This is a genomic window from Blastocatellia bacterium (genome assembly GCA_016713405.1).
In the GTDB taxonomy this organism is placed as follows: domain Bacteria; phylum Acidobacteriota; class Blastocatellia; order Chloracidobacteriales; family JADJPF01; genus JADJPF01.
Genome location: JADJPF010000003.1, coordinates 517,346 through 543,443, shown reverse-complemented (window position 1 = coordinate 543,443; position 26,098 = coordinate 517,346). Strand labels below are relative to the sequence as shown.

Genomic DNA, 26,098 nt, shown 5'->3' with positions numbered 1-26,098 from the left:
CCTCTAGTTTCTACGTTCACAATAGTTATTAGAAAGGCTATAATTTCTCTTATGCCAAAAATATTAATAGTTGACGACGAACTAAGCATGCGAGAGTTATTAGAAAGAGTTTTCCGTAGGGAAGGCTATAATGTTAGTGTAGCTGAAAACGGGATACGTGCCTTAGAATTAATACGCACTAATTATTTTGATCTAGTAATCTCTGATGTAAAAATGCCTAATCTAGGTGGGATGGAATTGCTGATGCAATGCCGAGAAACCTCACCTGACACTATGGTAATTTTAATGACAGCCTATGCCACTATTGATAAGGCTCGTGAAGCTTTTAAGTTAGGTGCAGATGATTTTGTTGAAAAGCCTTTTGATATAGATGAGTTAAAACTTGTTGTTAAAAAAGCTTTAGAAAAAAGTAAACTGCAACAAGAAAACGCATTATTAAAACGTGAGCTTAGGGAAAAAGGCCGACTAGATAATATTATTGGTCATTCACGTTGTATGCAGGAAGTCTATAAAATGATTATGGACATTGCCCCTACTGCTAGTACAGTGTTAATTCAAGGCGAATCAGGAACAGGAAAAGAATTAGTTGCTCGTGCTATTCATAATAATAGCCGTCGTGCTAATGCTCCTTTTGTTTCAATTAATTGTGGAGCTTTAACAGAACCTCTTTTAGAATCAGAACTTTTTGGTCATGTAAAAGGAGCTTTTACTGGTGCGCAGGCCAACAAAAAAGGGCTTTTTGAGTCTGCTCATAGTGGAACTATTTTTCTAGATGAAATCTCAGAAACTAGCCCTACAATGCAAGTTAAACTTTTAAGAGTATTGCAAGCACATGCTGTAAGACGTGTAGGAGGCACAGAAGAAATCTCTATTGACACTCGTGTAGTAGCAGCCACCAACCGAGATTTAATGCAAATGGTAGAGGAGAAATCTTTTCGTCTAGACCTTTACTATCGTATTAATGTTATTATGCTTAAGCTTCCTCCCTTAAGAGAAAGAAAGGAAGATATTCCTACACTTGCACAACACTTTTTAGCTAAATTTAACCGTTTAGCGGGCCGTCAAATTGAAACTATTACTGAAGAAGCAATGAGCTATTTAATGAATTATCATTGGCCAGGAAATGTTCGTGAGCTAGAAAGCGTTATAGAAAGAGCTGTAGCATTAGAACCTACTAAACAAGTACAGACAGAAAGATTAAGAGAAGAAATTCTTAAGTATAGCCCTGTCAGAATACAATCTTTTTTAGAACTGCCTGAAGATGGGATAAATTTAGAAACTTATATTAATGAAATAGAAAAATCTTTTATTTTGGAGGCACTGCGGCGCACTAATGGGAACCAAACCCGTGCAGCAGAGTTATTAGGGATGTCTGTTAGAAGCTTACGTCACCTACTAGATAAACACCGAATTAGACAAACAGCTAGTATGTTGCGCGAAAGTCCAGATAAATAAACTTAACTAGGGGTTAATTATGAAATTACTTAAGGTTTTAATTTTAGCTTTATTACTCTCATTTACAACCTTTGCCCAATCAGGAACTAACAACAACACTTCTGTTAACAATGCAGTTACGGTTTCTGCTGGAACTTTAACTAAACTAGAACTAGATACCCCTATTAGTTCTAAACTTAACGAAGTAGGGGATGAAGTATCAGCTAGGCTTGTAAACTCCATTTTTATTAATGGTCAATTAGCTCTAAAACGAGGGACAGAATTTCGTGGCAAAATAACCCAAATATCCCCGGCTAAACGTGGTCAACGTCAAGCCTCTTTAGCAATTGTTTTTGATAAAATAGTTGTTGCTGATGGAGAACAAGAAGTAGCTACACTAATAAAAGCAATAGATGATTATGCTAATGAAAGTAAATTAAGTGCTAATGATGAAGGAACTGTAAAAGGTGGACGTGCAGGAGGTAGAAGCGTTGATAATGCAACTAGAGGGGTTATTCTTGGAGGTGCAACTTATCCTGCTATTTTAGTTGGCACTGGCTCTTTAGGTGCTGCCGCTTCTGCGCCTTTAGGAGGTGCTTTAGCTGGGGTGCTTCTTAGTAAAGGAAATGATATTAAACTCTTTCCTGGTACTATTTTACGCATAGAAATTACAAAACCTATTATTATTAATAGCCAGGATAATATACCTAATAAATCTAGTAGAGAAGAAAGAGATAATGATAATTAGTAAACCTAGTAGATTCAAATAGGTGATATATTGATTAAACTTGTAAGCTATTTTGGAAAACAGCTTGCAGGTTTTAACTATCTACAATAATAAAATGGACAATACATTGATTTTGAAAGTATTTAAGGATTAAAATACTGATCAGAAATTCCAAGACTTTTTTATAATAGGCAACCATCCCTGTAAAAGTGAGCATCACAGGTTTGTGCGGTTAGTAAGTATATCTTTCAGGGGCAGGTTGACTAGAACAAACCTGTGACAAATACTCACCAACTGACTTCGGATTTTGATCTAGCTCGTGCAGCCGCTCTTGGAGATACTGCTGCATTTGAAGAAATCTATCAACGTCATCATCGACGTGTATATAGTTTATGTTTGCGAATGACTAGCAACTCAACCGAAGCAGAAGATTTAACTCAAGATGTTTTTATTCAACTCTTTCGTCGTATTGGTAGTTATCGAGGAGAAGCAGCCTTCTCAACTTGGTTACATCGATTGACTGTTAATCAGGTATTGATGAGGTTGCGCAAAAAAGATATCAAACTAGAAACTACTACTTCTGATGGAGAGTTACCTATTGATGTTGAACAAAATAGTGGTAGTTTAGCAACTCCTCCTTTTATAGATTCAATTGCACTAGAGCGTTCTATCAAAGAACTACCACCTGGCTATCGCACAATATTTGTACTACATGATGTTGAAGGTTACGAACATGAGGAAATTGCTAAATTATTAAATATCACGGTTGGTACATCAAAATCACAGCTTCATAAAGCAAGAATGAAATTACGGTCACTACTCTCAAAAAAGGTGTAAGATGAACTGTTTAGACTGTCAAGATTTACTTTCAGAATATATTGATGGGGATCTCAAACCAAATAAAAGACCTCTGGTTAGCGATCACTTAAAAGATTGTCAAGAATGTAGTTTGACTTATCAAGACTTAAAACAAATTGTTGGTATTAGTCAACAACTTCCTTTATTAGTCCCAAAAACAGACCTTTGGAAAAATATAGAAAAAGAAATTAAAGAACTTTCTCTTCCAACTGCTCCTAAAACACAAAGTGCTTGGTCAAAATTTTGGAACCACAGATTCCAATTTAGTATCTCTGTACCACAATTAACAGGCTCTTTGGCAGGTTTAGCAACAATAGTATTACTAGCAAGTAATTTTGTTTATTCCCCTCAAAACCTTGCAAGTACTCCTTCTCAAGGTACTGTTATAGCAAAACCTACAACTTATACTAGTAATACTACAGAAATGGAGTTGACTGGTAAAATAGATAGATTGTCTCACACAATTACAGAACGTTATAAAGATTGGGATCCTCAAGTACAAAAGCTTTATGATCGTAATTTAGAAGCAATTGACCAATCTATAGAAGAATGTCGCCAATTAGCACAAAAAAATCCATCAGATCCTATTGTGCATGAATTAATGGTTACAGCATACCAAGAAAAAATAAGACTTTTAGAACAATTTCTATTTTTACATAAGTAGAAGGCAATGAGTAAGAAATCTAATATTATTAGTAACATAACTACAATTGTGTTCTTTAGCGGGTTGTTAGTAGTAGTGTTATTTTCTCCAGATATTTCTGCTACTACATTTAAGAGTTACTCAAAGCATTTTAAGGTTTCTCCTCAAAATGCTTCTCTCGATATTTATAATCCAACAGGTTCTATTAAAGTAACAACTTGGGAAAAGGCTGAAATAAAGCTTTCAGCCTTTTTAGATGAACATGTAGAAGTATCAGAACGTCAACAAGGTAGCAGCATCGAAATTGAAGTCCATTGTGCTAAAATAGGCCAAGCCCGCTTTGAAGTTAATATCCCTCAAGAATGTACATTAGATCTTACATGCTTAAATGGGCCTATTGAAGTTTGGTCTGTTTCAGGCCCAATATCTGCACAAACTACAGAAGGCGAAATAACCCTTCAGGACTTAACTAGCAATAATATCGTTGCTAAAACTACTAGAGGTGTTATTTCTTACAAAGGTATCTTGGATAAAAAAGGCATTTATAATTTTTCTTCAATAGAAAATTCTATCAACATTACTATTCCTGCTAGTAATTCTTTTACTCTTTCAGCTACAGCTTCACCAGGAAAAGTTCATTTAGGTGGCTTTAGCCTAACAGATTCCGTCCCACACGAAAGGCGTATATCAGGAAAATATGCTGGCGGAGGTGCAATGCTAAATATTAATTCTCATCATGGAGAAATTAACTTACGCAAACATCCTTGATTAATATTGAAGAATTAAGGTTAATTAACTGTTTTTCGCTTCTCCTCCTCTAATTTTTCAGAATTTTCTTTATTGGTGGCCTATCACTAGAACGTTTACTAATATAAGAGTAGACTAGTTTATTACTAGGCAAAATTATAAAGGCTCACCTTGTTGATATGGATCACCTTGAACACGTCCTTGAAAATTACCTGTAAATAAAGCTTTTAATGCTGGTAGAAAATTGCGTGGGCCTATTGTTGCTAACTTCCCTCGTTTTAATCCAGCAGCATTATAAGAAGCTAAAGAAGGATCAACATAAAGAGGTGTCTCTAATTTTAATTTCTTTTGAAAAGCTGTAGCAAATTCTACTCGCCCATTACCAACAATAACTAACTCTGCACCTAATTTATGAATTTCATCTACTTTTTCACGCAACTGCGTGACTTGTTCACGACAAAGCAGTCAACCAAAATGACGAATAAAAACTAAAACTATAGGCTTTTCTTGCCAAATGCTACCTAACAAAACCTGATTGCCGTTTATATCTGTAACTTGGCTGTTGCTAAGAGCAACAATATCTGTTTTGTCTTCTCCACTTGCTAAAACATTTGGAGTAACCAGTAGAAAACTTATTAAACTAAACAAAATCAAATAAATAGATAAACTTTTCATTTATTTTCCTTAGACAAAAATTTATCCCCTAGCTTTCGTGCTTTTTATTATTTTCTTCTACAGCTTTTATATTACGTAAAAATCCAGCATGTTTTGGCCTTACAATTGGGCTTGCCTTAAAGAGTTCTTTAAATTCCACTGCTGTAAGCTCTGCTAATTCTGATAAAAGTGGCGAGACATTACCATCTCTTGGATAAAATTCTTTTGTACTAGTTTCTTTAGAAAACCGATTCCAAGGACATACATCTTGGCAAATATCACAACCAAAAATCCAGTTTTGCAGATTATTAGCTATTTGTTTTGGCAAAATAGGATCTTTTAGCTCTATCGTCCCATAAGAAATACAAAGACTTCCATCTACTAAATATGGCTCAACTATTGCACCTGTTGGACAAGCATCTATACAACGTGTACAAGTACCACAAAAATCAGGAATTTGCATTTCTTCATAGTCTAACTTTAAGTTAATTAAAATTTCACCTAAAAAAACCCAAGAACCATAATCCTTAGTAATTACATTGGTATGTTTGCCTAGCCATCCTATTCCAGCCTTTACCGCCCAAACCTTGTCCATCATTGGCCCGGCATCAACAAAATATCTTCCCTCTGCACTTGGTTCTACTGACTTAATCCATTCTAAAAGCAATTTTAACTTTTCGCCTAACACATCATGGTAGTCATCTCCCCAAGCATAACGAGAAATCTTTCCTACGTTAACATCGTCACTATGCTTATCAGGAGTATAATAATTTAAGGCTACTGCAATAATACTTTCAACTGTAGGAAGTAACAACTTAGGATCAGTTGATTTTTCTGCATTTCTAGCTAAATAGCCCATCTTCCCATGATAGCCACGACTCAGCCATTCATCCAATAAACTACCTTCTTTTTCTAGCCTTTGAGCAGGTACAATACCAATTTTTGTAAGCCCTAATTCATAAGCTTTTTGCTTAATTTTTGCTGAAGTAACATTCATAAAAAATTATCGTGGTAGCGCATTTGGCATATCGGCTAAAACATAAGCCATAACTGCCACTGTAGCAACATTTAAGGCTAAATCTGTTCTATCCATTTTTTCAAATGTATCTGCTTGTGTATGGTGAATGTCAAAATAATGGCTACTATCATTAGATAACCCTAGCCCAGGTACACCAGCACCAGTCAAAACAGAAATATCTGCTCCTACTCCTTGACTACGTCGAACATTATCAGACTTAATATTATATAAAAGTCCAGCAATATCTTGAATAATATTAAAAGCTTCGTCTTTACCCTGAAAAGAAAAGCCTAACGGACGAGTTCCACCAGAATCAGCTTCCATTGCCACAATATGTTTATCAAACTCTTGCTTATGTGCATCTCCATAAGCAACTCCACCATTTAAGCCATTTTCCTCATTAGTATAAAGGACAACTCTGATTGTCCGGCGAGGACGTAAACCCAACCGTGCTAGAATGCGTGCAGCTTCCATAACAATTACACAACCTGCACCATCATCATTTGAGCCTGTCCCAACATCCCAAGAATCTAAATGTCCGCTAATTAAAATTACTTCATCTGGCTTTTCAGATCCTTTTATTTCACCTATTACATTAGCAGACTCAGCATCTGGTAAAGTTTGCGCTCCAAGTTTTAAGTTAACAACAATTTTTTCACCACGTAAAAAGAGTCTTTGCATAAGCTCAGCATTTTCAATAGTAACAGCGGCAGCAGGTATCTTGGTTACGTCATCTTGATAACGCATTGCTCCTGTATGAGGAGTATTTAAGCTAACTGTAGTAACAGACCTTACAAGTGTTGCAATCGCGCCATATTTAGCAGCGTTTATAGCTCCGTTCCCACGATATCTTACAGCTTCACCATAGGCTTGACCTGTAGGCAAATCTTTACGCATAGGAAAGTTATACAAAACAATTTTTCCCTTAACTTGTGTTCCTAACTTGTCTAGCTCTTCAAAATTTCTTACTACAACTACTTCACCCGTAATGCCTTCGCTAGGCGTTCCCACAGTTCCACCAAGCCCCAAAATAGTTAGTTTATGCTTAGCCGGAGCTATTATTTCGGCTGATTCCGCACCGCGTACCCAATGAGGCACCATTACTTTTTCTGTGTAGACATTATCTAGTCCATCTGCTTTCATTGCTTTAACAGCCCACGCTATTGCTTGGTTAAGCTCTGGTGAACCACTTAAACGATGTCCAATACTATCGCTTAAATACTCTAATTTTTCATAAGCCTGGCCTTCAACCAAAGCACTACCAATGATTTGTGAAGCTGTCTTTGCATAATCTTTGCTTAATTTCTTTTCATCTGCTTTAACTGAAATATCAGTAGTAACTAAAATAATATTACTAATTAAAATAATAGACAGTAAAAATGCTAGCAATCGCATAAATATGGCCCTCAAGTTCTTAGTTTTTAGTGATTTTTTATAGATAAATATTTAGACGGCTTATTATAACTAGCTAGAAATATTTTGGCGAGTAACTGTTATCCTTTTAACTTTTATAAACAAAATAAAAGCCATCACTTGCTTGTGATGGCTTGACTTGTATATTTAGAGCTAATCTGGAGGAAAACTAAGGAAAATCAAAAATAATGTCTGCTGAATTAATTTAAGATCTCTTCATTAGTTATGATATTGAAAATCAAAATCAATTTCATACATAATACTCGCTAAATTTTTATTGTCAAACAAAAATTCCCTAATTTTTCCTTTTTTAATTTCACAAAATATAAACAAAATAATTTTCTGGTTTAAGCTAAAATTTTGTTTTTATTTGGTAGTTTAATGGTGTATGATAGCTAGCGATATTTGCTAGCAAAACTATGGAGAAATAATGGCGATAAATTGGACTAAAGATCAAGTTATTGCACTTAGCCCTGATGCAAGCTCAACAAAAGCTGGACAGGGATTAACCAACAAAAGCAAATGGGAAACTTTAGGTTATGACGAGCTTTTTGCTTGGGGTGAATGTAAAGGAAGCGGCAAAGCTCCTTATAAAGTGCAAATTAATTTAAGCGAACCTGCTTTTAAGTGTAGTTGTCCTAGTCATAAATTCCCTTGTAAACATTGTTTAGGCCTATTTTTAATGCTTATTAGCCAGGAAAGTTCTTTTACTGAAAAAGAACAACCTCTTTGGGTAAAAGAATGGATAGAATCGCGCACTAAAAAGGCTGAAAAACAATCTAAAAAGGTTGAAAAACAGACTACAGAACCAAAAAAAGCTCCTGACCCTGAAAAGCAAGCTGCTCGTGCTGCCGAACGCGAGGCAAAAGTAAAAGCTGGTATTCAAGAACTAGAGCTTTGGCTAAAAGACCTTATCCGTCAAGGATTAAGCATTACTCAGAGCCAAAAATATTCTTTTTGGGATACTCCAGCAGCTAGAATGGTAGATGCTCAAGCCCCAGGACTAGCTAGAATGCTTCGAGAAATGGCAAATATTCCCACTTCAGGTGTGGCCTGGCAAGAACGTTTATTAGAAAAATTATCTCTCTTACATTTAATTATTGAAGGTTATAAAAATATAGAAAACCTACCCCTTGCTAATCAGCAAGATATTCGCTCCCTAATTGGTTGGACGCAAAACCAAGAAGAATTGCTTAATCAACCAGGAGTTTTTGATAATTGGCTAATACTTGGTCAAAGAGTAGAAAGCGATTCTTTAACCCCTACGCTTAGATCACAGCGTATTTGGTTAAAAGGTGAACAAACTAATCAGTTTGCCTTAATACTAAACTTTGTTTTTGGTAATCAACCTATAGACACTAGCTTTATTTCTGGGACAATTTTACCTGCTGAACTAGTGTTTTTTCCTGGAGCATTCCCATTAAGAGCTTTAATTAAAAACCGCCAAACCTTTATTTCATCAAGTGAAATTAAACTATTTTCTAATATTTTAGAATTTACTAATAGTTGGGCTGATGCTTTAGCGAAAAACCCTTGGCTAGAACGTTTTCCTTGTGCAATAGAAAATCTAACTCTTTTACCTAAAGAAGATGAATGGCTATTTTGTGATAATTTAGGCTATGAATTAAGTATTAATAAAATTTATGGCAATATTTGGTTTTTACTAGCAATTAGTGGTGGTCATCCCGTCAAAGTTTTTGGGGAATGGTATAAAGATAGAATTTGGCCTTTAAGCGTTTGGGCAGAAAATCAAATTTATTTTGTTGGCTAAGGAGTTTATAAAATGTGGCAAGATCTTATATCAACAGCACTTATTGGAACTCAAAGACACCAAAACGAAATATCTATTAATTCTAGTAGTGAAAACTTAAATTCCCTTCTTACTCAAATTAATTCTAGCAATGATACTGAGCAAAAATTGCTTTCCTTAGCCGCAACTCTTTCTATTTATCAAAAAGTTGGTCAACTACCTACTAAAACTACCTTAAATAAGCTTGAACCTGCTGATTTAGACGATTTGCCTGTATGTAAAGCTGCTTATGAACTTTTGCTACCAGCACTTGGAGGAAAATATAGAAATGTATTTCCAGAAGCTATAAATCTACTAGTAAAACTTGGTAAGCGAGTCCCACCAGATATATTATTTCCCTTGTTAGATTATGCTAGGTACTCAAAGGATTTTTACTCTATTATTCGTCAAATAATAGGTAAACGTGGTCAATGGTTAGCCCAATTTAACCCTAATTGGGAATATGCCCAACAAAGAAATTTAGCTGAAAATAACACAGAAGAAATTTGGAAAACAGGAGATCAAAACACTAGAACGGAACTATTAGAAACTTTGCGTAAAAATAACCCTAAGCAAGCCCGTGAACTACTTTTAACTACCTGGTCAAAAGAGTCTGCAAATACTAGAGCAAAGTTTATTTCCATACTAGAAACAAATCTAAGTGATGACGATGAACAATTTTTAGAATCTGCTTTAGACGACCGTAGCAAAGATGTTCGTGTTAAAGCAACTCAACTACTTGCCTGTCTGCCAAACTCCCAATTTCAAGGCCGTATGCAGCAATATGCTCGCTCTTTTATACAACTAAAAGTTCAAAAGAAAAAAACCGTCCTAGATATAGAAGTCCCTCCCATAACCAAGGAACTAACACGAGATTTTCCCCATATTGAAGATAACAATAGCAAAGGAACTTTGCTAAATTCTCTATTTACTAAAGTTATTCCTGATTTTTGGTGTAAAGAATGGAATGTTTCCTGGCTAGAATTAATGAATTTGATGGAAAAAAGCGATTGGCACCATCAAATGGAAAGTGGCCTGTTGCAGGCATTAAGCGACCATCCAAATTTAGATTTGCTAACCACCCACTTAAAATATCTTTTCACAAAGAAAAAAAATATTAATCGTTCTATTCATCAAAACACTTTTTCAAACTTATCAAATGAAGAAAAAGAAACTGTTCTTATTTTTGTGTTAGATCATATTCCTGTGATTGGAGATGAAAATATTTTCCTTATTAATTTGCTAACACCTAAACCTGGTACTTATTGGAGTGAAGATTTATCAAAAAAACTACTAGGAGCTACACTAGCAGCCGTTAGAGAAAATGAAAAACCCAGTTATGCTTTGCTACACTGGTTTAATACCTATGCTATTTATTTACCTCCTACCAAATCATCTAGGGAAGCATCCGAGCTATTTAAACATGAAATATTTGATAAAGAATGGAAAGCTTGGGGAAAAGCTATAGAAGAATTTAAGGACATTTTAGAATTTCGTCTCAATATGTTTAAGGAGTTTAACTTATGACTAATGTCTTACGTCAACATGCAGAACAACAATTTGCTGAAGAATTAACTGCCCTAGCAAAAGCTGATAAACGCCCACGTCCACCTAACTGGAAACTTTCTCCCTGGGCCGTTACTACTTATCTTTTAGGCGGCAAATTAGAAAACGGTTTTGAAGTTTCTCCTAAATATATTGGAAGTCGTCGCCTAATGGAAATTGCTGTAGCAACTTTAGCTACTGACCGAGCATTATTGTTAATAGGTGTTCCGGGGACAGCAAAATCTTGGGTTTCTGAGCATATTTCTGCTGCTGTATCAGGTGATTCTACGTTACTAATTCAAGGCACGGCTGGCACAAGCGAAGAATCTATTCGCTATGGTTGGAATTATGCCAAGCTACTTTCTGAAGGCCCTTCTCGCGCTGCACTTGTTGAAAGCCCGCTAGTCAGAGCAATGGAGCAAGGAAGAATCGCCCGAATTGAAGAATTAACCCGTATTCCAGCCGATGTTCAAGACACTTTAATAACCGTTTTGTCAGAAAAAACTTTGCCAATCCCAGAACTTAATGAAGAAGTACAAGCCAACAAAGGATTTAATGTTATTGCAACGGCAAATAATCGGGATCGTGGAGTTAATGAGCTTTCTAGCGCGTTAAAACGTCGCTTTAATACGGTTGTTTTACCTGTGCCAGAAACAGTTGAAGAAGAGGCTGAAATAGTCCAACGTCGCGTTGAAAGCATTGGGCGAGCCTTAGAACTTCCTGCCGAAGCTCCTGCGCTGTCAGAAATCCGCCGAATAGTTACGGTTTTTCGAGAACTCCGAGACGGAAAAACCATTGATGGTAAAACCAAGCTTAAAACGCCTAGTGGAACAATGAGTACAGCAGAAGCAATTTCTGTTGTTAACGGTGGACTGGCTCTAGCGGCTCATTTTGGCGATGGACAAATGCAGTCAAACGATGTTGCAGCAGGGCTACTTGGTGCAGTTGTAAAGGATCCCGTCCAAGACCAAGTTGTTTGGTTAGAATATTTAGAAACGGTTGTAAAAGAGCGTGACGGATGGACAGACCTTTATAGAGCCTGTCGGGACATTTCCTAAATTTTGATTAGGGGATTTTTTCAATGAGTTTGCATATTTTTGGCATTCGTCATCATGGCCCAGGGTCAGCACGTAGTTTGTTAAACTCCTTAAATACCTTGCAGCCAGACATAATTTTAGTTGAAGGCCCACCAGATGCCGAAGAAGTCCTACATTTAGCAGCACATAAAGACATGAAGCCTCCAGCGGCTATCTTAATCTATGTGCCTGAAGAACTTAGCAAAGCTGTCTATTACCCTTTTGCAGTATTTTCCCCTGAATGGCAAGCTATAAATTATGGCTTAGAACATACTATTCCTCTACGTTTTATGGATTTACCTCAAACACATCGTTTAGCCGTCGCACCTGTAGAGCAACTTTTAGCTACTTTATCCACAATACGGCATGATCCGTTAGGCTGGCTAGCTCAAGCCGCAGGCTATTCAGATGGTGAGCGTTGGTGGGAACATATGGTTGAGCATCGCCGAGATAGTAGCAATGATATTTTTGAGGCTGTACTAGAAGCTATGACTGAAATGCGCAATTCTAAATTCATAGAAGAAGTCGCAACTTGCCCAACAGAAAACCCATTAGAAATAAAAGAAGCCGACAACCAAAACCAAGTTAAAAGTGAAAAACCTCCTAATGAATCTTCTACAACTCCCCCACCCTTAGTAATGGGTGAAGAACATCGGGAAGCTTATATGCGTCAAACCATCCGCACAGCACAAAAAGAAGGCTTTAAAAAAATTGCTGTTGTCTGTGGTGCCTGGCATGCTCCAGCATTAAAAGACTTAGACAATCCTAAAATAGCTAAAAACTCTAAAGAAGATGCTGCGCTCTTAAAAGGTTTACCTAAAGTAAAAGTACAGGCTACTTGGATACCTTGGACACATGGACGGCTTTCTTATCATTCTGGTTATGGTGCAGGGATTGAGTCGCCTGGCTGGTATCATCATTTATGGATGTCTGACAAGCTTTCTCCAACTCAAGTAACTATTCGTTGGTTAACAAAAGTTGCTCATTTGCTAAGAAAAGAAGATTTAGATGTTTCCGCAGCACATGTTATTGAAGCCGTCCGTTTAGCTGAAGCCCTTTCATCAATGAGAGATCGACCATTGCCTAGCCTTCTGGAGATTGGTGAAGCAATCCAAGCCATATTTTGTTTTGGGAGTGATTTACCACTTAATTTAATTCAAAAACAATTAATAATTGGGGAACAGCTTGGAGAAATTCCAGCAGAAACTCCAATGGTGCCAATTCAGCAAGACTTGCTAAAAGAACAAAAACGTCTGCGTTTAGCTATGCAAGCTTCAAGTAAAGATTTAGACCTAGACCTACGTAAAGAAATAGACCTAGCCCGTAGTCATTTATTGCACCGTTTATCAATGCTAAATATTGGTTGGGGTCAAATACAAAATAATAAATACAACAAAAAAGGGACATTCCACGAACTTTGGAAGCTAGAATGGCAACCTGAATTTACAGTTCGACTAATTGAAGTAGGTGTTTGGGGAAATACTGTTAGCAATGCGGCTAATGCTTATGTTTGTGACCAAGCTAGCAAAGCTAGCGATCTAGTAGAGCTTACTAAATTAGTAGATCATACACTCCTAGCCGATCTACCTTTAGCAGTTGAGCAGGTGCTTAAAAATCTTGAAGACAAGGCTTCTTTAACTAGTGATGTTACTCATTTAATGGGAGCATTGCCAGCACTTGCTCAAGTAATGCGCTATGGAAATGTTCGCAAAACCGACTCGGACAGTGTTTCTCACATAGTTGATGGACTAATTAGCCGAATTTGCATCGGTCTACCTAATGCTTGCTCATCGCTTAACGACGATGCAGCAGTAGCAATGTTTGAGCATATAGTTAAAGTCAACCAAACAATTAACTTATTGCAAAATAAAGAACACACAAAAATTTGGCATGATGTACTAAAACAATTAGCTAATAAACGCTCTTTACACGGTTTATTAGCTGGGCGATGTTGTCGTCTGCTCTACGAAGCGAGGGAAATAGCCGCTGACCAAACAGCCCAATATATGAATTTAGCTCTTTCTAGAGCAAGTGACCCTGTACAAGCCGCTGCTTGGGTAGAAGGTTTCTTAAAAGATAGCGGTTTACTCTTAATTCATGACTCAAAACTTTGGGCAGTGCTAGACGCTTGGGTTTGTTCGCTAAATACAGATACTTTTACCCAGCTTTTGCCACTTCTAAGACGCACTTTTTCAACTTTCCCCAAAGCAGAACGTAGGCAAATAGGAGAATTAGCTAAAAAAGGAACGTCTCCCCAACAAGTTAAGCTAAAAATAGAGTCTCCAACGAACTTTGACCAAGCTAGAGCAGAAAGCGTTCTACCTTTAATTGCTAAATTATTAGGTTTATAAATAAAAGGATTTTATGCAACAAACTGACGAAAAATTAAGACGCTGGCGGTTAATTTTAGGCGGTAATGAGGCAGATGGAACGGATTGCCCTTTAGGAGCAGAGGATCTTGGTATGGACAAAGCTTTAGACGCTCTATATGACTCAGAGCGTCAAGGCGGCTTAGGCTCATCCTCTCCAAAAGTTGCTCGTTGGCTAGGTGATATCCGTCAGTATTTTCCATCTAGTGTGGTTAAAGTAATGCAAAAAGATGCACTAGAAAGACTAAATTTAACACAATTGCTACTTGAGCCTGAGCTATTAGAAGGTGTTGAACCTGATGTTGATTTAGTAGCTAATTTACTTGCACTAAAAAATGTTATGCCAGGCAAAACCAAAGAAACTGCTCGCGTAGTTGTTCGTCGTGTAGTTGAAGAATTAGAACGCAAACTAGCTAATAATATGCGTCAAGCTGTGATGGGAAGCCTTAACCGTTCTAGTCGTAATCGTCGCCCTCGTCATAGCGAAATTGATTGGAATCGCACTATCCGAAATAATCTAAAAAATTATCAAAAAGACTATAAAACTATCATTCCAGAAACTCGCATTGGCTATAGCCGCAAGCGTAATTCCTTACGTGATATTATTCTTTGTGTTGATCAAAGCGGCTCAATGGGAACATCAGTCGTTTATTCTGGGATTTTTGGAGCAGTTCTAGCCTCGCTTCCTGCGATACAAACTAAAATGATAGTGTTTGACACAGCAGTAGTTGACCTATCTGATAATTTACAAGATCCTGTAGACATTTTATTTGGTGTACAATTAGGCGGAGGAACAGACATAAACAAGGCTTTAGGCTATTGTCAAACCCTAATCCGTAGACCTGAAGAAACCATTTTAATTTTAATTAGCGATCTTTATGAGGGAGGAAACCAACAAGAGATGCTAAAACGTGTAGCAAATATTGTTGGTGCAGGAACACAATTTGTTGCATTGCTGGCATTAAATGATCAGGGTGCGCCTTATTATGATCATAAAACGGCTGAAATTATGGCTGGGCTTGGTGTACCGTCTTTTGCTTGTACTCCAGACTTATTTCCTGATTTAATGGCAGCAGTAATTAACCGTCAAGATATTAACCAATGGGCAGCAGCAAATGAAATTGTTACTTCCAGAGCAAATAAATAGCTTTAATAGCAAATATTTAGGAAAAATATGTCTATACCAACAGAAATTAAAAAATCTTCTCCTACCGAACTAACTATTTATTGGGATGATAATCACATAAGTATATTCCCTATTAAATATTTACGCTTTGAATGTACTTGTGCAGGTTGTATTGATGAAGTAACAGGAAAACGCATTATCCGCGAAGAAACAATTCCTTTAGATATATCCATCAACAATGCAAAACATGTTGGTAGATATGGAGTGCAGTTTTATTTTAGCGATAATCACAGCACAGGTATTTATACATGGAAACACTTACGTTTGCTATGTCCTTGCATGGAGTGTTGTAAACAATGATTTTTAAGCTTAAAGTTAGATCTTTTTTGGAACTTACAAAGCTTTATTGCGTGCAAGACCAAAGAACAAATCAGTTGCAGTTACTAATCTAGATAGTTATTATCAAATAACTATAACTTTATATTAATCAAATAAAACCATTGCAATAATCAAAAATTATGAGCGTATCAAAAAAAAATCAACCCTCTGCTGAACAAGATGTTCAAAAAAAGCTTAAAGTTTTGGGCATTCTTTGTGGTGCAGTAGTTTTAATTTTAGCTTATCAATATTTCTTTGCAGCATCTAGCATCGCACCAAATACAGAAAAAGCAACTACAACAGCACAAACTGACAAGTCTAAGCGTGTTCCTTGGAATCAAGTCTTAACAGAACAAAATCCTAAAGATAAAAATGCTAGCACTGCTGGTTATGTACCTGTCTCATTAGATGTTGATGCTCTAGCAAATAAACTTAATTCTGGTTCAGAAGTAGGACGTAATCTTTTTGATTATCCACCACCACCACCACCACCACCCATACCGCCACCACCGCCACCAACAATAGTATTAAATTCTGTTAGCCCAACATCTGTTTATGCAAAAACTAAACCTTTTGAAGTTGTAGTACGTGGTAGTAATTTTTCATTAAATATGCGCTTGTACTTAAACGGAAACCCAAACTTTGCTCAAACAATTTTGGTTAGCGATTCAGAAATAAAAGCTCTAGTTCCAGCGAATTATTTTGATAGGGCTGGGCGGCTACGTTTTGAACTAAAAGTTCCTGGGCAAGAAGTATCGTTTTTCTCCAAGCCCTTAGAAATTAGTGTACTTGAGCCAGAAGATCCTAATCGATTGTTTAAGATTATAGGTCATTTTACTGATCCAAAAGGCAACCCTGCTACAGTGTTAGCAGAAAATGGTGGTAATCCAAATAACCCTAAAACTACTATAGCTAAAGTTGATGACACTATTTTTAATAAGTGGAAAGTAATTTCCATCAATAAGGGAACAATGGAACTAGAAGATGTTAAACAAGCTTTAGGAGTACGTTGGCCCGTAAAAATGAAAGAAGAAAGTGCAAGTGGAGTTAGTGTTTCTTACGCAAATAGTAATGCTTATCAAAATAATGCTTACCAACAAGCTCAATATGATGAGCTAAATAATGTAAATAACCCTACTCTAGTTAACTTAAATGAAGCAAATACTGCTGGTGCTTCTCCAAATGGAAACCAAGTATTAGGAGAAACAGCAGAAGATCAAGAACGTAACAAAAAGATAAATGCTGAGAATATAAAAACAATGAATGAAATGTTTAAACAACAACGAGAAGCTTTAATAAGGCAGCGTCAAGAATTAATCAAAGATTTGCCTAAAAATCCTCGAAACCCAAATAAATAACTATTTGTTAATATAATTAAAATTTGTATTTAGCAAAACAGCCTCAAACCTTGAGGCTGTTTTTATTTATGCTTAATATTTTCTGCTAGCATATTGCAAAACAAAGCACCTTGTTCAATAGCATCATCTAAGGCTTGATGGGTATGAGGAAGCCTATCAAACCAGTTTTTTGGCATATTACGTTTAGTAGAGTCCCGATAATTTTTCTTTAACATCGCCATAGCATAAGTTTTTATATCTAGTGCAGAATGGGAAAATGGGCTTTCTCCAGTAAATCTAATCAAATACCAATAAACAAACATAAAATCAAAAGCAACAGGGTAAGAAACAAAAACAGGTTTACCGGGCAAATTCTTTAACCAGCCAAGATAGTTTTTCATCGCTATTTCAGCCTTTTGTAAATTTTTGCGGCAAGCCTCCCAAGCTTCTGTCTGTGTCTGCCACCAAGCCATAGTGTTAGGGTCTGCAACTGCACCAGGCAAGGTTTCTAAATTAGCCGTAAAAGTTGAAATTAAAGTTTTATTTGCTAAATAAGCGGCTGAACCAAAACTAAGCATTGAATTAACACCTGGTATTGGCCCATCTGTTTCTACATCCGTACTTATATATATTTCTTGTGCCATAAGTTTTACTAGTTATTTCGTAAATTATTGATCTTTTGGAATTTGCTTATAAAATTCTCTTAGTGATGCAATTTAAATAGCTTTTCTACGTAACATTTTTAATTGGTCTAGTTCTGTTATTTTAATAAATACTTTGTAAACAAAATAATTAATAATACATGGGGTTGAAACCGTAGACTACATATCTATCGCCCCGTTGGGGCTTTAAGAAATAAAAATGTCAAAAAACTTTGTTTACGTTGTAATAAGTCTTCGCTTTAATAAATACCTTTCATACCCTTTCCACAATCTACTTGCAAATAAGCTTCTGGAAAGAGATATTCCACAAACTCTTTTAAGAATTTTTCTAATATTTCTTTCCATACACTATCATTATCATAACTCTCTACTTGAGTTATACCTTTTTTCTTTGCCATAAAAGGCTATTTTCCTTCAGGCCATTGGAAATCTTGATACATTACTCTTAAACGTTTTTTATCAAATTTACCTACACTAGTTTTAGGTATTTCCTTAATAATTTCTACAGCATTTGGTATCCACCAAGGAGCAAATCTTTCTTTTAAATAGCTAATTACCTCATTTGTATCAAAATCTTGCGCAAAAGCGGGTTTAGGAACAACACAGGCTAAAGGCCGTTCAACCCATTTTTCATGAGCTACAGCAATAACGGCAGCTTCTTGAATTTTAGGGTGTCCAAGTAGAGCATTTTCTAGGTCAACGCTAGAAATCCATTCACCCCCACTTTTAATTAAATCTTTAGTTCTATCTACAATAGCAATATAGCCTTCTTGGTCAATTGTCACTACATCGCCAGTTGAGAACCAACCATCAACAAAAGCTTCTGCTCGTTCAGTAGTTTCATAATAAGTTTTTGCTACCCAAGGGCCTTTAACTTGGAGTTCGCCCCGTGTTTCTCCATCCCAGGAACAACTTTTCCATCATCATCTACAGCACGAATTTCAACACAAGCAGACGGAATACCCTGTTTAGTTCTATAACTCATTTGTTGTTCTGGCGATAAGCTTAACAAACTGCTTTTTAGTTTAGCCATTGAGCCTAGAGGAGAAAGCTCTGTCATACCCCAAGCTTGTATAACAGGTATATTGTAATTATGTTGGAAATATTCAATCATTGAAGCAGGGACAGCAGAACCACCTATTACAATACAACGCAGGTTTTCTAAATTAAATTTTTCATGGTCAAGTATTGCCATTATCCCTAGCCAAATAGTAGGGACTCCTGCGGTAAGAGACACTTTTTCTTCTGAAATTAATTGAATAATATCACGGGGCTGCATAAAGTGATTTGGGAAAACTTGACTTGCCCCTACCATAGTAGCGGCATATGGAAGCCCCCAAGCATTAGCATGAAACATTGGAACAACAGGAAAAACAACATCTCTTTCACATAGTCCCATATTATCAGCCATTGCAATAGCCATTGAATGTAGGTAAACAGAACGATGTGAATAAAGCACCCTTTTGGATGTCCTGTAGTTCCAGAAGTATAACAAAGCCCTGCCGCCATATTTTCATTCTCTATTTTAGGCAAAACAAAATCTTTTGGCTGCTCAGCTAACAACTTTTCATATGAATCAGCATTGAGTTCTTCAAGTGCATTTTCACACATTACAACAAAATGTTTTACAGTTGTTAAATGTGGAGCAAATTGTTTTACAAGTGGTGTTAATGAAGGATCAAAAAATAAGGCTTGGTCTTCAGCATGGTTAATAATGTAGGTGATTTGATCAGCAGCTAAACGAATATTGACAGTGTGAACAACTGCACCAATACAAGGAATAGCAAAATAAAGCTCTAAATGTCGGTAATTGTGCCATGCAAAAGTAGCTACTCTATCACCTGGTTTGATACCCATTTTTTGCAATAGTGAAGCTAATTGTAAGACACGTTGATAAAAATCTTGATAAGTGTAGCGATGTACTCCATTTGCTTGACGAGTAATAATTTCTCTTTTAGGAAAAAATTGTTTGGCCCTTTCCAACATCATAGGCACAGACAATTGAATGTCCATCATTAAACCATTCATAAAAATATTGTCTCCTTAAAACTGATAAATAAAAATAGGGAATTTTTGCGGGTATTTTCTAAAAGGTGGATTATAGAATATTAGGAATTTTTTCTAAAGATTCTATTGATGACAAAATGTTTTTAATTTCTTGGAATAACTAGGCAAACAAGCCTTCTTGGTCAAAATTAGATGTACTGTGGGATAAAACTTCTACCATTAGAACATAGTTATACCAGATTGGATTAGGCTAGCTACACAAAATTACATATAACTTATTTTATTACAATCAGTTATATATTTGTTGATGCGATTGTACTACTTCGATCTGGTATTAGTTAAGTTTTGTAGACTTTTAATAGTAATAAAGCTTGGTTTACAAGCTACAACTACATCTAGTTTTGCCATAATAAGAAAAAGCTAGCAAACATTTTAAGTGTCTACTAGCTTTAGTTTTAGAAGAGAATTTTGTTAATTAGTTAGTTTTTATCTAACGCCTGTTGGCCCATTGAAGTTACCAATGCCTGTACCAGGTGCGCCAACTAAAGTAGCAGGGCCACCCATTAAAGGTTTTTTCTGCATACGGTTATTCTTAGTATCGCCAATAAAGACATTACCAGAAGCAGCAAGTACAACACCTTGAGGAGCGTTGACAGTGCCTAATGTAGTACCAGGTGCCATAAATGTCATCCAACCCATAGCTGTACCGCCAACATTCATTTGAATACGGTTGTTAAGTGTATCAGCAATATAAACATTGCCAGCAGTATCAACATAAATACCACGTGGACTATTAACTTTACCTAATGCAGTACCAGCAGTTGCACCAGCAAATATTGCCCAACCTGTTGGTGCCCCAGTAGTATTAAATTGGATACGGTTGTTATTTGTATCTGCTACATAAACTCCACCATTTATATCTATTGCAACAGCAGCAGGACGATTGACTTTACCTAAAGCTGTTCCAACTGTTGCACCAGCATATACTCCAAATAAAGGAGTTGTGCTAGCAGAAGTAGCCATTTGGATTCTATTATTTAATGTATCAGCTACATATAAAACATCGTTTTGTTCATCATAAGCTACACCTTGAGGTGCATTTACTGTACCTACAGCAGTACCTGGGCCAGCTATTACTTGCCAACTCATTCCACCATCGGTTGAACGTTGAACGCGGTTATTATTTGTATCAGCAACAAAAATCAACATATCTGTTGAATCAGAAGAAACACCTTGAGGTGCATTAAATTGACCTAATCCAACACCTGGGCCAAAGCCTACTGCTTGCCAACTCATTCCATCATCAAGTGTTCTTTGTATCCTGTTATTTAATGTATCTGCTGCATATACTGTTAAATGCTCAAGTGTTGCACCACCACAATTAACGTCAATGGTAGTGATATTTAACATCCAGCTATTTAATACACCAATATCACCACCTAAGTCATCAGAGATGGTTAAAGTCCAAGTTCCATTTGGATCTTCTCCAATAAAGGCTCCAAATGGTTCTTCAGGTGTTAAGTTATTTACAACTACATTGAGTGCGTATAGTTGATCTGTAACAATACCTGGGCCTGAAGTAACAGTGCTATTATTTAGATAAGGAACTTGACCCATTGGGTTTGCATCATCATCAAAAAGTGTGCCGTTAAATACATTGTCACTAGTACCAGCATTATCAGTAGTTACTGTTACTACTGTTCCTGATGGGGATGTTAATGTAATGTCTAAATCTCCTGGAAATGTATGTGTAATAAATGGTTGCAAAGTTAATTTACCAACAGTTGTACCAGCACCAGTAACATTAATTGTTGAAGTTACTGTATTTACATCTAATATGTTTGTTGGTGTATTGTTGGTAAAAGATGTAGTTGTTGGTGTTGGTGTAGCAGGCAACGTAGAAATATCTAGATTCCAACTATTTAATGCACCGCCATCACCAGCAGCATCATCAGAAATGGTTAAAGTCCAAACACCATTTGGATTTTCTCCTATAAAGGCGGCTAATGGTTCTTCAGGAGTTAAAGGAGTAGCTGTAACTAAATTTACATAAGAATGATCTGTAGTAACACCATTATTTATTGTATAAGGAACTTGACCCATAGGGTTAGCATCATCATCAAAAAGTGTCCCATTGAATACATTATCACTACCACCACCATTATCAGTAGTTATTGTTACTACTGTTCCTGATGGTGATGTTAATGTGATGTCTAAGTCTCCATTAAATGTGTGTGTAATAAATGTTGTTAGGTCAACATCAAAAAGATATGGAGCAGCACCGCTAACAGTAATTGTGGAAGTAACAACAGCCGGGCCTGTAGGAATAGTTACAGGTGTATTGTTAGGAAAATTGGTAGTTACAACACCATCACAAGCTGGAGCCGCTTCATTTCTAGGAATAGTACCTACTTTAGGGCTAGGGCCTACTGCTACAGGCTCATCACCACCTAAACTAGCTTTTAGCGCGTTATATTGATCTATTAAAGATTCTAATTGTGGTTTTACACTAGCATCTTTAGAAGCTTGTTGTTTAAGTGAATTAATAGATTGTTGTAGGGTTCTCATTTGATCCAAGGTAGCTTGTTTGGATTGACTTTGAGCCGCTACTTTTGTTCCAGAAACAAAAAAGTTTTCTAAACTTTGTGGTACTAAAGTACCTAAAAACATTAACATTGCAAAAACGACAAAACTTGCAATGTATTTCTTTTTCAAACTCATAAAAGCCTCCTAAAATCTTTTCTAATCCAATAAAAATTTTCAATATCAAAAAATGTTTAATTCCAGAAAAACTACTAATGCCTAACATTATAAGTAAGTATTTTAAGAAATTATTTGTAAAACTATAACTCCAAATTATATAGCAGCAGATTTGCTACTACTCTAATTGCCTAGGTGCATTTATTGTTTTTATTTGTGATTATTTATAAAGACTTAACTTAATCCAAATAAGTAAGACAACCTATTTTGGTTATATAATTGGTTATATATTTAGTTTAGTAAATTTAGCAGTATCTTAAATAAGTTGGATCAGAGATTTTTAGCATATTGCTCTTATTTTGTCTAATAGTTTTCCATTAATTTAGCTTTTAATAAAAGTTAGATAAAGATAGATAAAGATAGGATTTATGCCCAAGAGTTTTAGTTTACTTAAAAGCTTTATGTGTTCACCCTTTAATAATATTGAATTGCTTACTAAATATTTCAAAATAAATGCTTTACATCTCTAATTTTAATTAATGCTATAAAGTAAATATAGCTAGATATTTTACTAATTAGCTATGTAATACTTAAAGGCAAATTAAAAACTTAAAGTAGTCATTCTATGCTACGTTTTTACTACTAAGCAAAGTTCTAAACAAACAAAATCTATACTACTTTTTAATAATTTTTTAATAATAAAATTGCTATTAGATAAAATTATCCTAATTTTTAATAACAATACATTGCTAAAAATTAAAATTATATTAAAATTGTGTTAAATTTTTCTGAACCTAAATCTTTTCCAATGTAAAAAAAATATCAGACTCAAAACTTAGTTTCTAGTCTAAGTGTGTCTCTAATAGGATTTTATCGAAAAATAACTAAACTAACTCTATGACTTTGTTGGGTTAAACTCTAACAATCTATAATAAATAAATCTATACATTACTAAAATTAGGAGGTTCTCTTTGAAGACTAAATTGCCCTGGCGACTTACTAAGTTTGCCATAACTTTTTTTGCTTTAGCCTTGTTGTTTTCAGCAACAGGTTTTCTCCCATTAAGTACAAAATTATCCATAGTTAGTGCTGATAAAGGAAGCACACAACAAGGACAAAAACAATCTAGAGCCGAGATTCAACGACAAAAAGAAGCTGCTGTTCCTCAAAAACCAGATAACTTTGCTAGCAACAGCACGGCTCTATCAGAGCTAGAACAAGGGCTGACAGGTGAAGACGTAGCTATTGAAGATCCTGTAGTAGAACTAGCCCGAAAAAATACTAAATCTAGCCTTTCACCTGTTGAGGAATATCCTAACAGCGTAACAATGTCATTTAGCAACAATGCAAATATTAGTATTCCTACTTCAGGTATAGCTACACCATATCCAGCAACTGTTAATGTTAGTGGTTTTACAGGTAATATAACTAAAGTAACAGCTACATTAACTAACCTTAGCCATACTTTTGTATCTGACATAGATGTAATCTTAGTATCTCCAACAGGCCAAAAGGTAGCTCTTATTTCAGCTGTAGGTGGTATTAACCCTGCTACCAACGTGAATTTAACACTTGATGATGATGCTGCAATGTCTGTATCTGGCACTCAAGTAGTATCAGGCACATTTAAGCCTACTTCTTTAATAACTACACTTTCTCTACCTGCTCCAGCACCTCCTGCTCCTTATGCAACAATGATGGCTCAATTTAACGGTCAAAGCCCTAATGGTGTGTGGAGTTTATATGTTTTTGATACAGTTACTCTTGATGGTGGCAGTATTGCAGGTGGTTTTTCTCTAACCATTACTGATGATGGTGGTGGTGCGCCTCCTCCGCCTCCTCCTGTTACAACAACAGCAACCTTTATGAACACAGCACCTATAAGTATTCCTAGCGTAGGTATTGCTACTCCATATCCAGCAACTGTTAACGTTAGCGGTTTAGCTGGAAATACAACTAAAGTAACTGTTGGGCTAAATATGTTTAATCATACTTTCCCAGATGACGTAGATGTCTTGTTAGTATCTCCAACAGGCCAAAAAGTAGTTATCTTTTCTGATCTAGGCGGTTCAACTGACGCTGTTAACCTAAACTTTACCCTTGATGATGCAGCAGCAATGGCTTTACCTGACAACGGCCCGCTAGTATCAGGCACATTTAGACCTACTAATAGTGGTTTAACAGATACTTTTGCAGCACCTGCTCCACCTGCTCCATATGGAACAATGCTATCTGACTTTAATGGTGTAAGCCCTAATGGTACTTGGTCATTATATGTTGTTGATGACTTAACTGGTGATTTAGGTAACTTTAACGGTGGTTTCTCTCTTACTATTACAACTGCTCAAGTTGTAGTTGCAACAGTACAATTTAGTGCAACTAACTATATGATTAACGAAGATGGCGGTAATGCTCTTATTACTGTAACTCGTACTGGTTCCACAACAGGTACTGCAATGGTAAATTATGCTACTAGTAATGGTACTGCTACTGCTGGTAGTGACTACACTGCTACATCTGGTACTTTAACCTTCCCAGATGGTAGTGCTATGCAAAGCTTTATGGTTCCAGTTCTAAATGACAACTTAACTGAGCCAAACGAAACAGTTAACTTAACTTTAAGTATGCCTACAGGAGCTACTTTAGGTACACCTAGCACTGCTGTTTTAACTATCACTAATGATGATAGATTAGACCATACAACAGTCTATGCTGTAGATACAAATAACAGCCGTATCCAAAGAAGCACTAGTAACGGTATGACTTGGACGGCAGTAGGATTTGGCCCTGGAACAGCTTTAGGTAGCTTTAATGCTCCAAAAGGCGTTTCTTCAAGCCTAAATGATATGATAGTTTTCGTTGCTGATACTGGTAATAACCGTATTCAACGTTCTACAAATGGTGGTTCAACTTGGCAGCTATTAGCAGGCCCAGGTACTGCTGTAGGTACAGTAAATGCTCCTCAAAGCATTGCTTATGATGAACGAAACAACATTCTCTACATTGCTGATACTGGCAATAACCGTATTCAAAGAATAATGAATGCTTCAACAACTAACCCACTACCTAGTTTATTTGCTAACACAATAGGTGGTGCTGCTGTAGGTCAAGTTAATGCTCCTCGTGGTATTGCAGTTGATGGTAATGGTTTAGTTTATGTTGCTGATACTGGCAATAGCCGTATTCAAGTCAATATGACTGGTATGGTTGGCGGATGGCAAGTTCTAGCTGGTGCAACTGCTGGAACTGCTCCTGGCAAATTTAATCAACCACGTGGTATTTATGCTAATGGTGCTGGCGAAATTTATGTAGCTGACACACTTAACAATAGAATACAAAAATTATCTGGTGGTATTTGGTCAGTATTTATGCCTGCTGGAAATACTCTTGGTGCAGTAAATGCTCCTGAAGGTATAGTAACTACTTCTACAAACTTTGCCTTTGTTGGTGATACTGCTAACAATCGTGTCCAACGCTTAACTACTATGGGTACTTCTTCAACCCTAGTTGGTGGCCCTGGTGTAAATCTTGGACAATTTAACCAAGTTTCTGGTATGCGCTAAACCTTTTGTTTTAAGCTTTTTAGACAGCCTAAGAAAATTTCTTAGGCTGTTT

20 protein-coding genes and 1 pseudogene are annotated in these 26,098 nt (G+C 36.3%); 13 read left to right on the top strand and 8 right to left on the bottom strand.

Annotated features, from left to right (window positions below):
• Positions 1–51: 51 nt before the first annotated feature.
• The 5 genes from IPK14_05815 (at position 52) to IPK14_05795 (ending at position 4,430) form a co-directional block, all read left to right on the top strand.
• A complete protein-coding gene (locus IPK14_05815; protein MBK7992937.1) occupies positions 52–1,455 on the top strand; it encodes a sigma-54-dependent Fis family transcriptional regulator in 1,404 nt (467 codons plus the stop codon).
• A gap of 19 nt (positions 1,456–1,474) precedes the next feature.
• Complete coding sequence (locus IPK14_05810) at positions 1,475–2,182, top strand: hypothetical protein (protein MBK7992936.1); 708 nt, start codon at positions 1,475–1,477, stop codon at positions 2,180–2,182.
• 255 nt (positions 2,183–2,437) lie between these two features.
• Positions 2,438–2,998, top strand: coding sequence for a sigma-70 family RNA polymerase sigma factor (locus IPK14_05805; GenBank protein MBK7992935.1), 561 nt, complete (start codon positions 2,438–2,440; stop codon positions 2,996–2,998).
• Between the two features lies 1 nt (position 2,999).
• Positions 3,000–3,683 (top strand): zf-HC2 domain-containing protein, encoded by a 684-nt coding sequence (locus IPK14_05800; protein ID MBK7992934.1) that lies wholly within the window; start codon positions 3,000–3,002, stop codon positions 3,681–3,683.
• 6 nt (positions 3,684–3,689) lie between these two features.
• Positions 3,690–4,430, top strand: a complete 741-nt coding sequence (locus IPK14_05795) for a DUF4097 family beta strand repeat protein (GenBank protein ID MBK7992933.1) — start codon at positions 3,690–3,692, stop codon at positions 4,428–4,430.
• Positions 4,431–4,565: 135 nt separating this feature from the next.
• Here IPK14_05795 and IPK14_05790 read toward each other — a convergent pair whose 3' ends face one another.
• From IPK14_05790 to IPK14_05775, 4 genes are read right to left on the bottom strand one after another with little or no spacing between them, the layout of a single operon-like run.
• Positions 4,566–4,847, bottom strand: coding sequence for an AhpC/TSA family protein (locus IPK14_05790; protein ID MBK7992932.1), 282 nt, complete (start codon positions 4,845–4,847; stop codon positions 4,566–4,568).
• Positions 4,848–4,874: 27 nt separating this feature from the next.
• Positions 4,875–5,084, bottom strand: coding sequence for a hypothetical protein (locus IPK14_05785; GenBank protein ID MBK7992931.1), 210 nt, complete (start codon positions 5,082–5,084; stop codon positions 4,875–4,877).
• A gap of 28 nt (positions 5,085–5,112) precedes the next feature.
• Entirely contained in the window at positions 5,113–6,060 is a 948-nt protein-coding gene (gene queG / locus IPK14_05780; protein ID MBK7992930.1) for a tRNA epoxyqueuosine(34) reductase QueG, read from the bottom strand.
• Positions 6,061–6,066: 6 nt separating this feature from the next.
• Complete coding sequence (locus tag IPK14_05775; protein MBK7992929.1) at positions 6,067–7,476, bottom strand: M20/M25/M40 family metallo-hydrolase; 1,410 nt, start codon at positions 7,474–7,476, stop codon at positions 6,067–6,069.
• A 448-nt stretch (positions 7,477–7,924) separates the two neighbouring features.
• On the opposite strand from IPK14_05775, the gene IPK14_05770 reads away from it, so the two are divergent.
• The 7 genes from IPK14_05770 to IPK14_05740 all read left to right on the top strand — a co-directional run bounded on the left by IPK14_05770 (position 7,925) and on the right by IPK14_05740 (position 17,135).
• Positions 7,925–9,265: an SWIM zinc finger family protein gene (locus IPK14_05770; GenBank protein MBK7992928.1), complete on the top strand. Its 1,341-nt coding sequence runs from the start codon at positions 7,925–7,927 to the stop codon at positions 9,263–9,265.
• A 12-nt stretch (positions 9,266–9,277) separates the two neighbouring features.
• Positions 9,278–10,810, top strand: a complete 1,533-nt coding sequence (locus IPK14_05765; protein ID MBK7992927.1) for a hypothetical protein — start codon at positions 9,278–9,280, stop codon at positions 10,808–10,810.
• Positions 10,807–11,886 (top strand): AAA family ATPase, encoded by a 1,080-nt coding sequence (locus tag IPK14_05760; protein ID MBK7992926.1) that lies wholly within the window; start codon positions 10,807–10,809, stop codon positions 11,884–11,886. The genes IPK14_05765 and IPK14_05760 overlap by 4 nt, the downstream gene beginning before the upstream one ends.
• 23 nt (positions 11,887–11,909) lie before the next feature.
• Entirely contained in the window at positions 11,910–14,255 is a 2,346-nt protein-coding gene (locus IPK14_05755) for a hypothetical protein (GenBank protein ID MBK7992925.1), read from the top strand.
• Between the two features lie 13 nt (positions 14,256–14,268).
• A complete protein-coding gene (locus IPK14_05750; GenBank protein ID MBK7992924.1) occupies positions 14,269–15,420 on the top strand; it encodes a VWA domain-containing protein in 1,152 nt (383 codons plus the stop codon).
• A gap of 27 nt (positions 15,421–15,447) precedes the next feature.
• A complete protein-coding gene (locus IPK14_05745) occupies positions 15,448–15,759 on the top strand; it encodes a DUF971 domain-containing protein (GenBank protein MBK7992923.1) in 312 nt (103 codons plus the stop codon).
• A 158-nt stretch (positions 15,760–15,917) separates the two neighbouring features.
• Complete coding sequence (locus tag IPK14_05740; protein MBK7992922.1) at positions 15,918–17,135, top strand: hypothetical protein; 1,218 nt, start codon at positions 15,918–15,920, stop codon at positions 17,133–17,135.
• 62 nt (positions 17,136–17,197) lie between these two features.
• Here the strand turns inward: IPK14_05740 and IPK14_05735 are convergent, their stop codons facing one another.
• From IPK14_05735 to IPK14_05720, 4 genes and pseudogenes are all read right to left on the bottom strand, one after another.
• Positions 17,198–17,758: an exonuclease gene (locus IPK14_05735; GenBank protein ID MBK7992921.1), complete on the bottom strand. Its 561-nt coding sequence runs from the start codon at positions 17,756–17,758 to the stop codon at positions 17,198–17,200.
• 257 nt (positions 17,759–18,015) lie between these two features.
• A complete protein-coding gene (locus tag IPK14_05730) occupies positions 18,016–18,174 on the bottom strand; it encodes a hypothetical protein (protein ID MBK7992920.1) in 159 nt (52 codons plus the stop codon).
• A 6-nt stretch (positions 18,175–18,180) separates the two neighbouring features.
• A pseudogene (locus tag IPK14_05725) lies at positions 18,181–19,792 on the bottom strand (long-chain fatty acid--CoA ligase).
• Positions 19,793–20,269: 477 nt separating this feature from the next.
• Positions 20,270–22,504, bottom strand: coding sequence for a proprotein convertase P-domain-containing protein (locus IPK14_05720; protein MBK7992919.1), 2,235 nt, complete (start codon positions 22,502–22,504; stop codon positions 20,270–20,272).
• 950 nt (positions 22,505–23,454) lie between these two features.
• Between IPK14_05720 and IPK14_05715 the strand changes: the two genes are divergently transcribed.
• The gene (locus IPK14_05715) at positions 23,455–26,046 is read left to right on the top strand and encodes a hypothetical protein (protein MBK7992918.1); all 2,592 of its coding nucleotides are present in this window, start codon (positions 23,455–23,457) and stop codon (positions 26,044–26,046) included.
• The last annotated feature ends 52 nt before the right edge of the window (positions 26,047–26,098 follow it).

Coding starts and splice junctions, on each gene's coding strand:
- IPK14_05815 (MBK7992937.1), top strand. CDS start 52: ATGCCAAAAATATTAATAGTTGACGACGAACTAAGCATGCGAGAGTTA.
- IPK14_05810 (MBK7992936.1), top strand. CDS start 1,475: ATGAAATTACTTAAGGTTTTAATTTTAGCTTTATTACTCTCATTTACA.
- IPK14_05800 (MBK7992934.1), top strand. CDS start 3,000: ATGAACTGTTTAGACTGTCAAGATTTACTTTCAGAATATATTGATGGG.
- IPK14_05795 (MBK7992933.1), top strand. CDS start 3,690: ATGAGTAAGAAATCTAATATTATTAGTAACATAACTACAATTGTGTTC.
- IPK14_05785 (MBK7992931.1), bottom strand. CDS start 5,084: ATGAAAAGTTTATCTATTTATTTGATTTTGTTTAGTTTAATAAGTTTT.
- queG (MBK7992930.1), bottom strand. CDS start 6,060: ATGAATGTTACTTCAGCAAAAATTAAGCAAAAAGCTTATGAATTAGGG.
- IPK14_05775 (MBK7992929.1), bottom strand. CDS start 7,476: ATGCGATTGCTAGCATTTTTACTGTCTATTATTTTAATTAGTAATATT.
- IPK14_05770 (MBK7992928.1), top strand. CDS start 7,925: ATGGCGATAAATTGGACTAAAGATCAAGTTATTGCACTTAGCCCTGAT.
- IPK14_05765 (MBK7992927.1), top strand. CDS start 9,278: ATGTGGCAAGATCTTATATCAACAGCACTTATTGGAACTCAAAGACAC.
- IPK14_05760 (MBK7992926.1), top strand. CDS start 10,807: ATGACTAATGTCTTACGTCAACATGCAGAACAACAATTTGCTGAAGAA.
- IPK14_05755 (MBK7992925.1), top strand. CDS start 11,910: ATGAGTTTGCATATTTTTGGCATTCGTCATCATGGCCCAGGGTCAGCA.
- IPK14_05750 (MBK7992924.1), top strand. CDS start 14,269: ATGCAACAAACTGACGAAAAATTAAGACGCTGGCGGTTAATTTTAGGC.
- IPK14_05745 (MBK7992923.1), top strand. CDS start 15,448: ATGTCTATACCAACAGAAATTAAAAAATCTTCTCCTACCGAACTAACT.
- IPK14_05740 (MBK7992922.1), top strand. CDS start 15,918: ATGAGCGTATCAAAAAAAAATCAACCCTCTGCTGAACAAGATGTTCAA.
- IPK14_05735 (MBK7992921.1), bottom strand. CDS start 17,758: ATGGCACAAGAAATATATATAAGTACGGATGTAGAAACAGATGGGCCA.
- IPK14_05730 (MBK7992920.1), bottom strand. CDS start 18,174: ATGGCAAAGAAAAAAGGTATAACTCAAGTAGAGAGTTATGATAATGAT.
- IPK14_05720 (MBK7992919.1), bottom strand. CDS start 22,504: ATGAGTTTGAAAAAGAAATACATTGCAAGTTTTGTCGTTTTTGCAATG.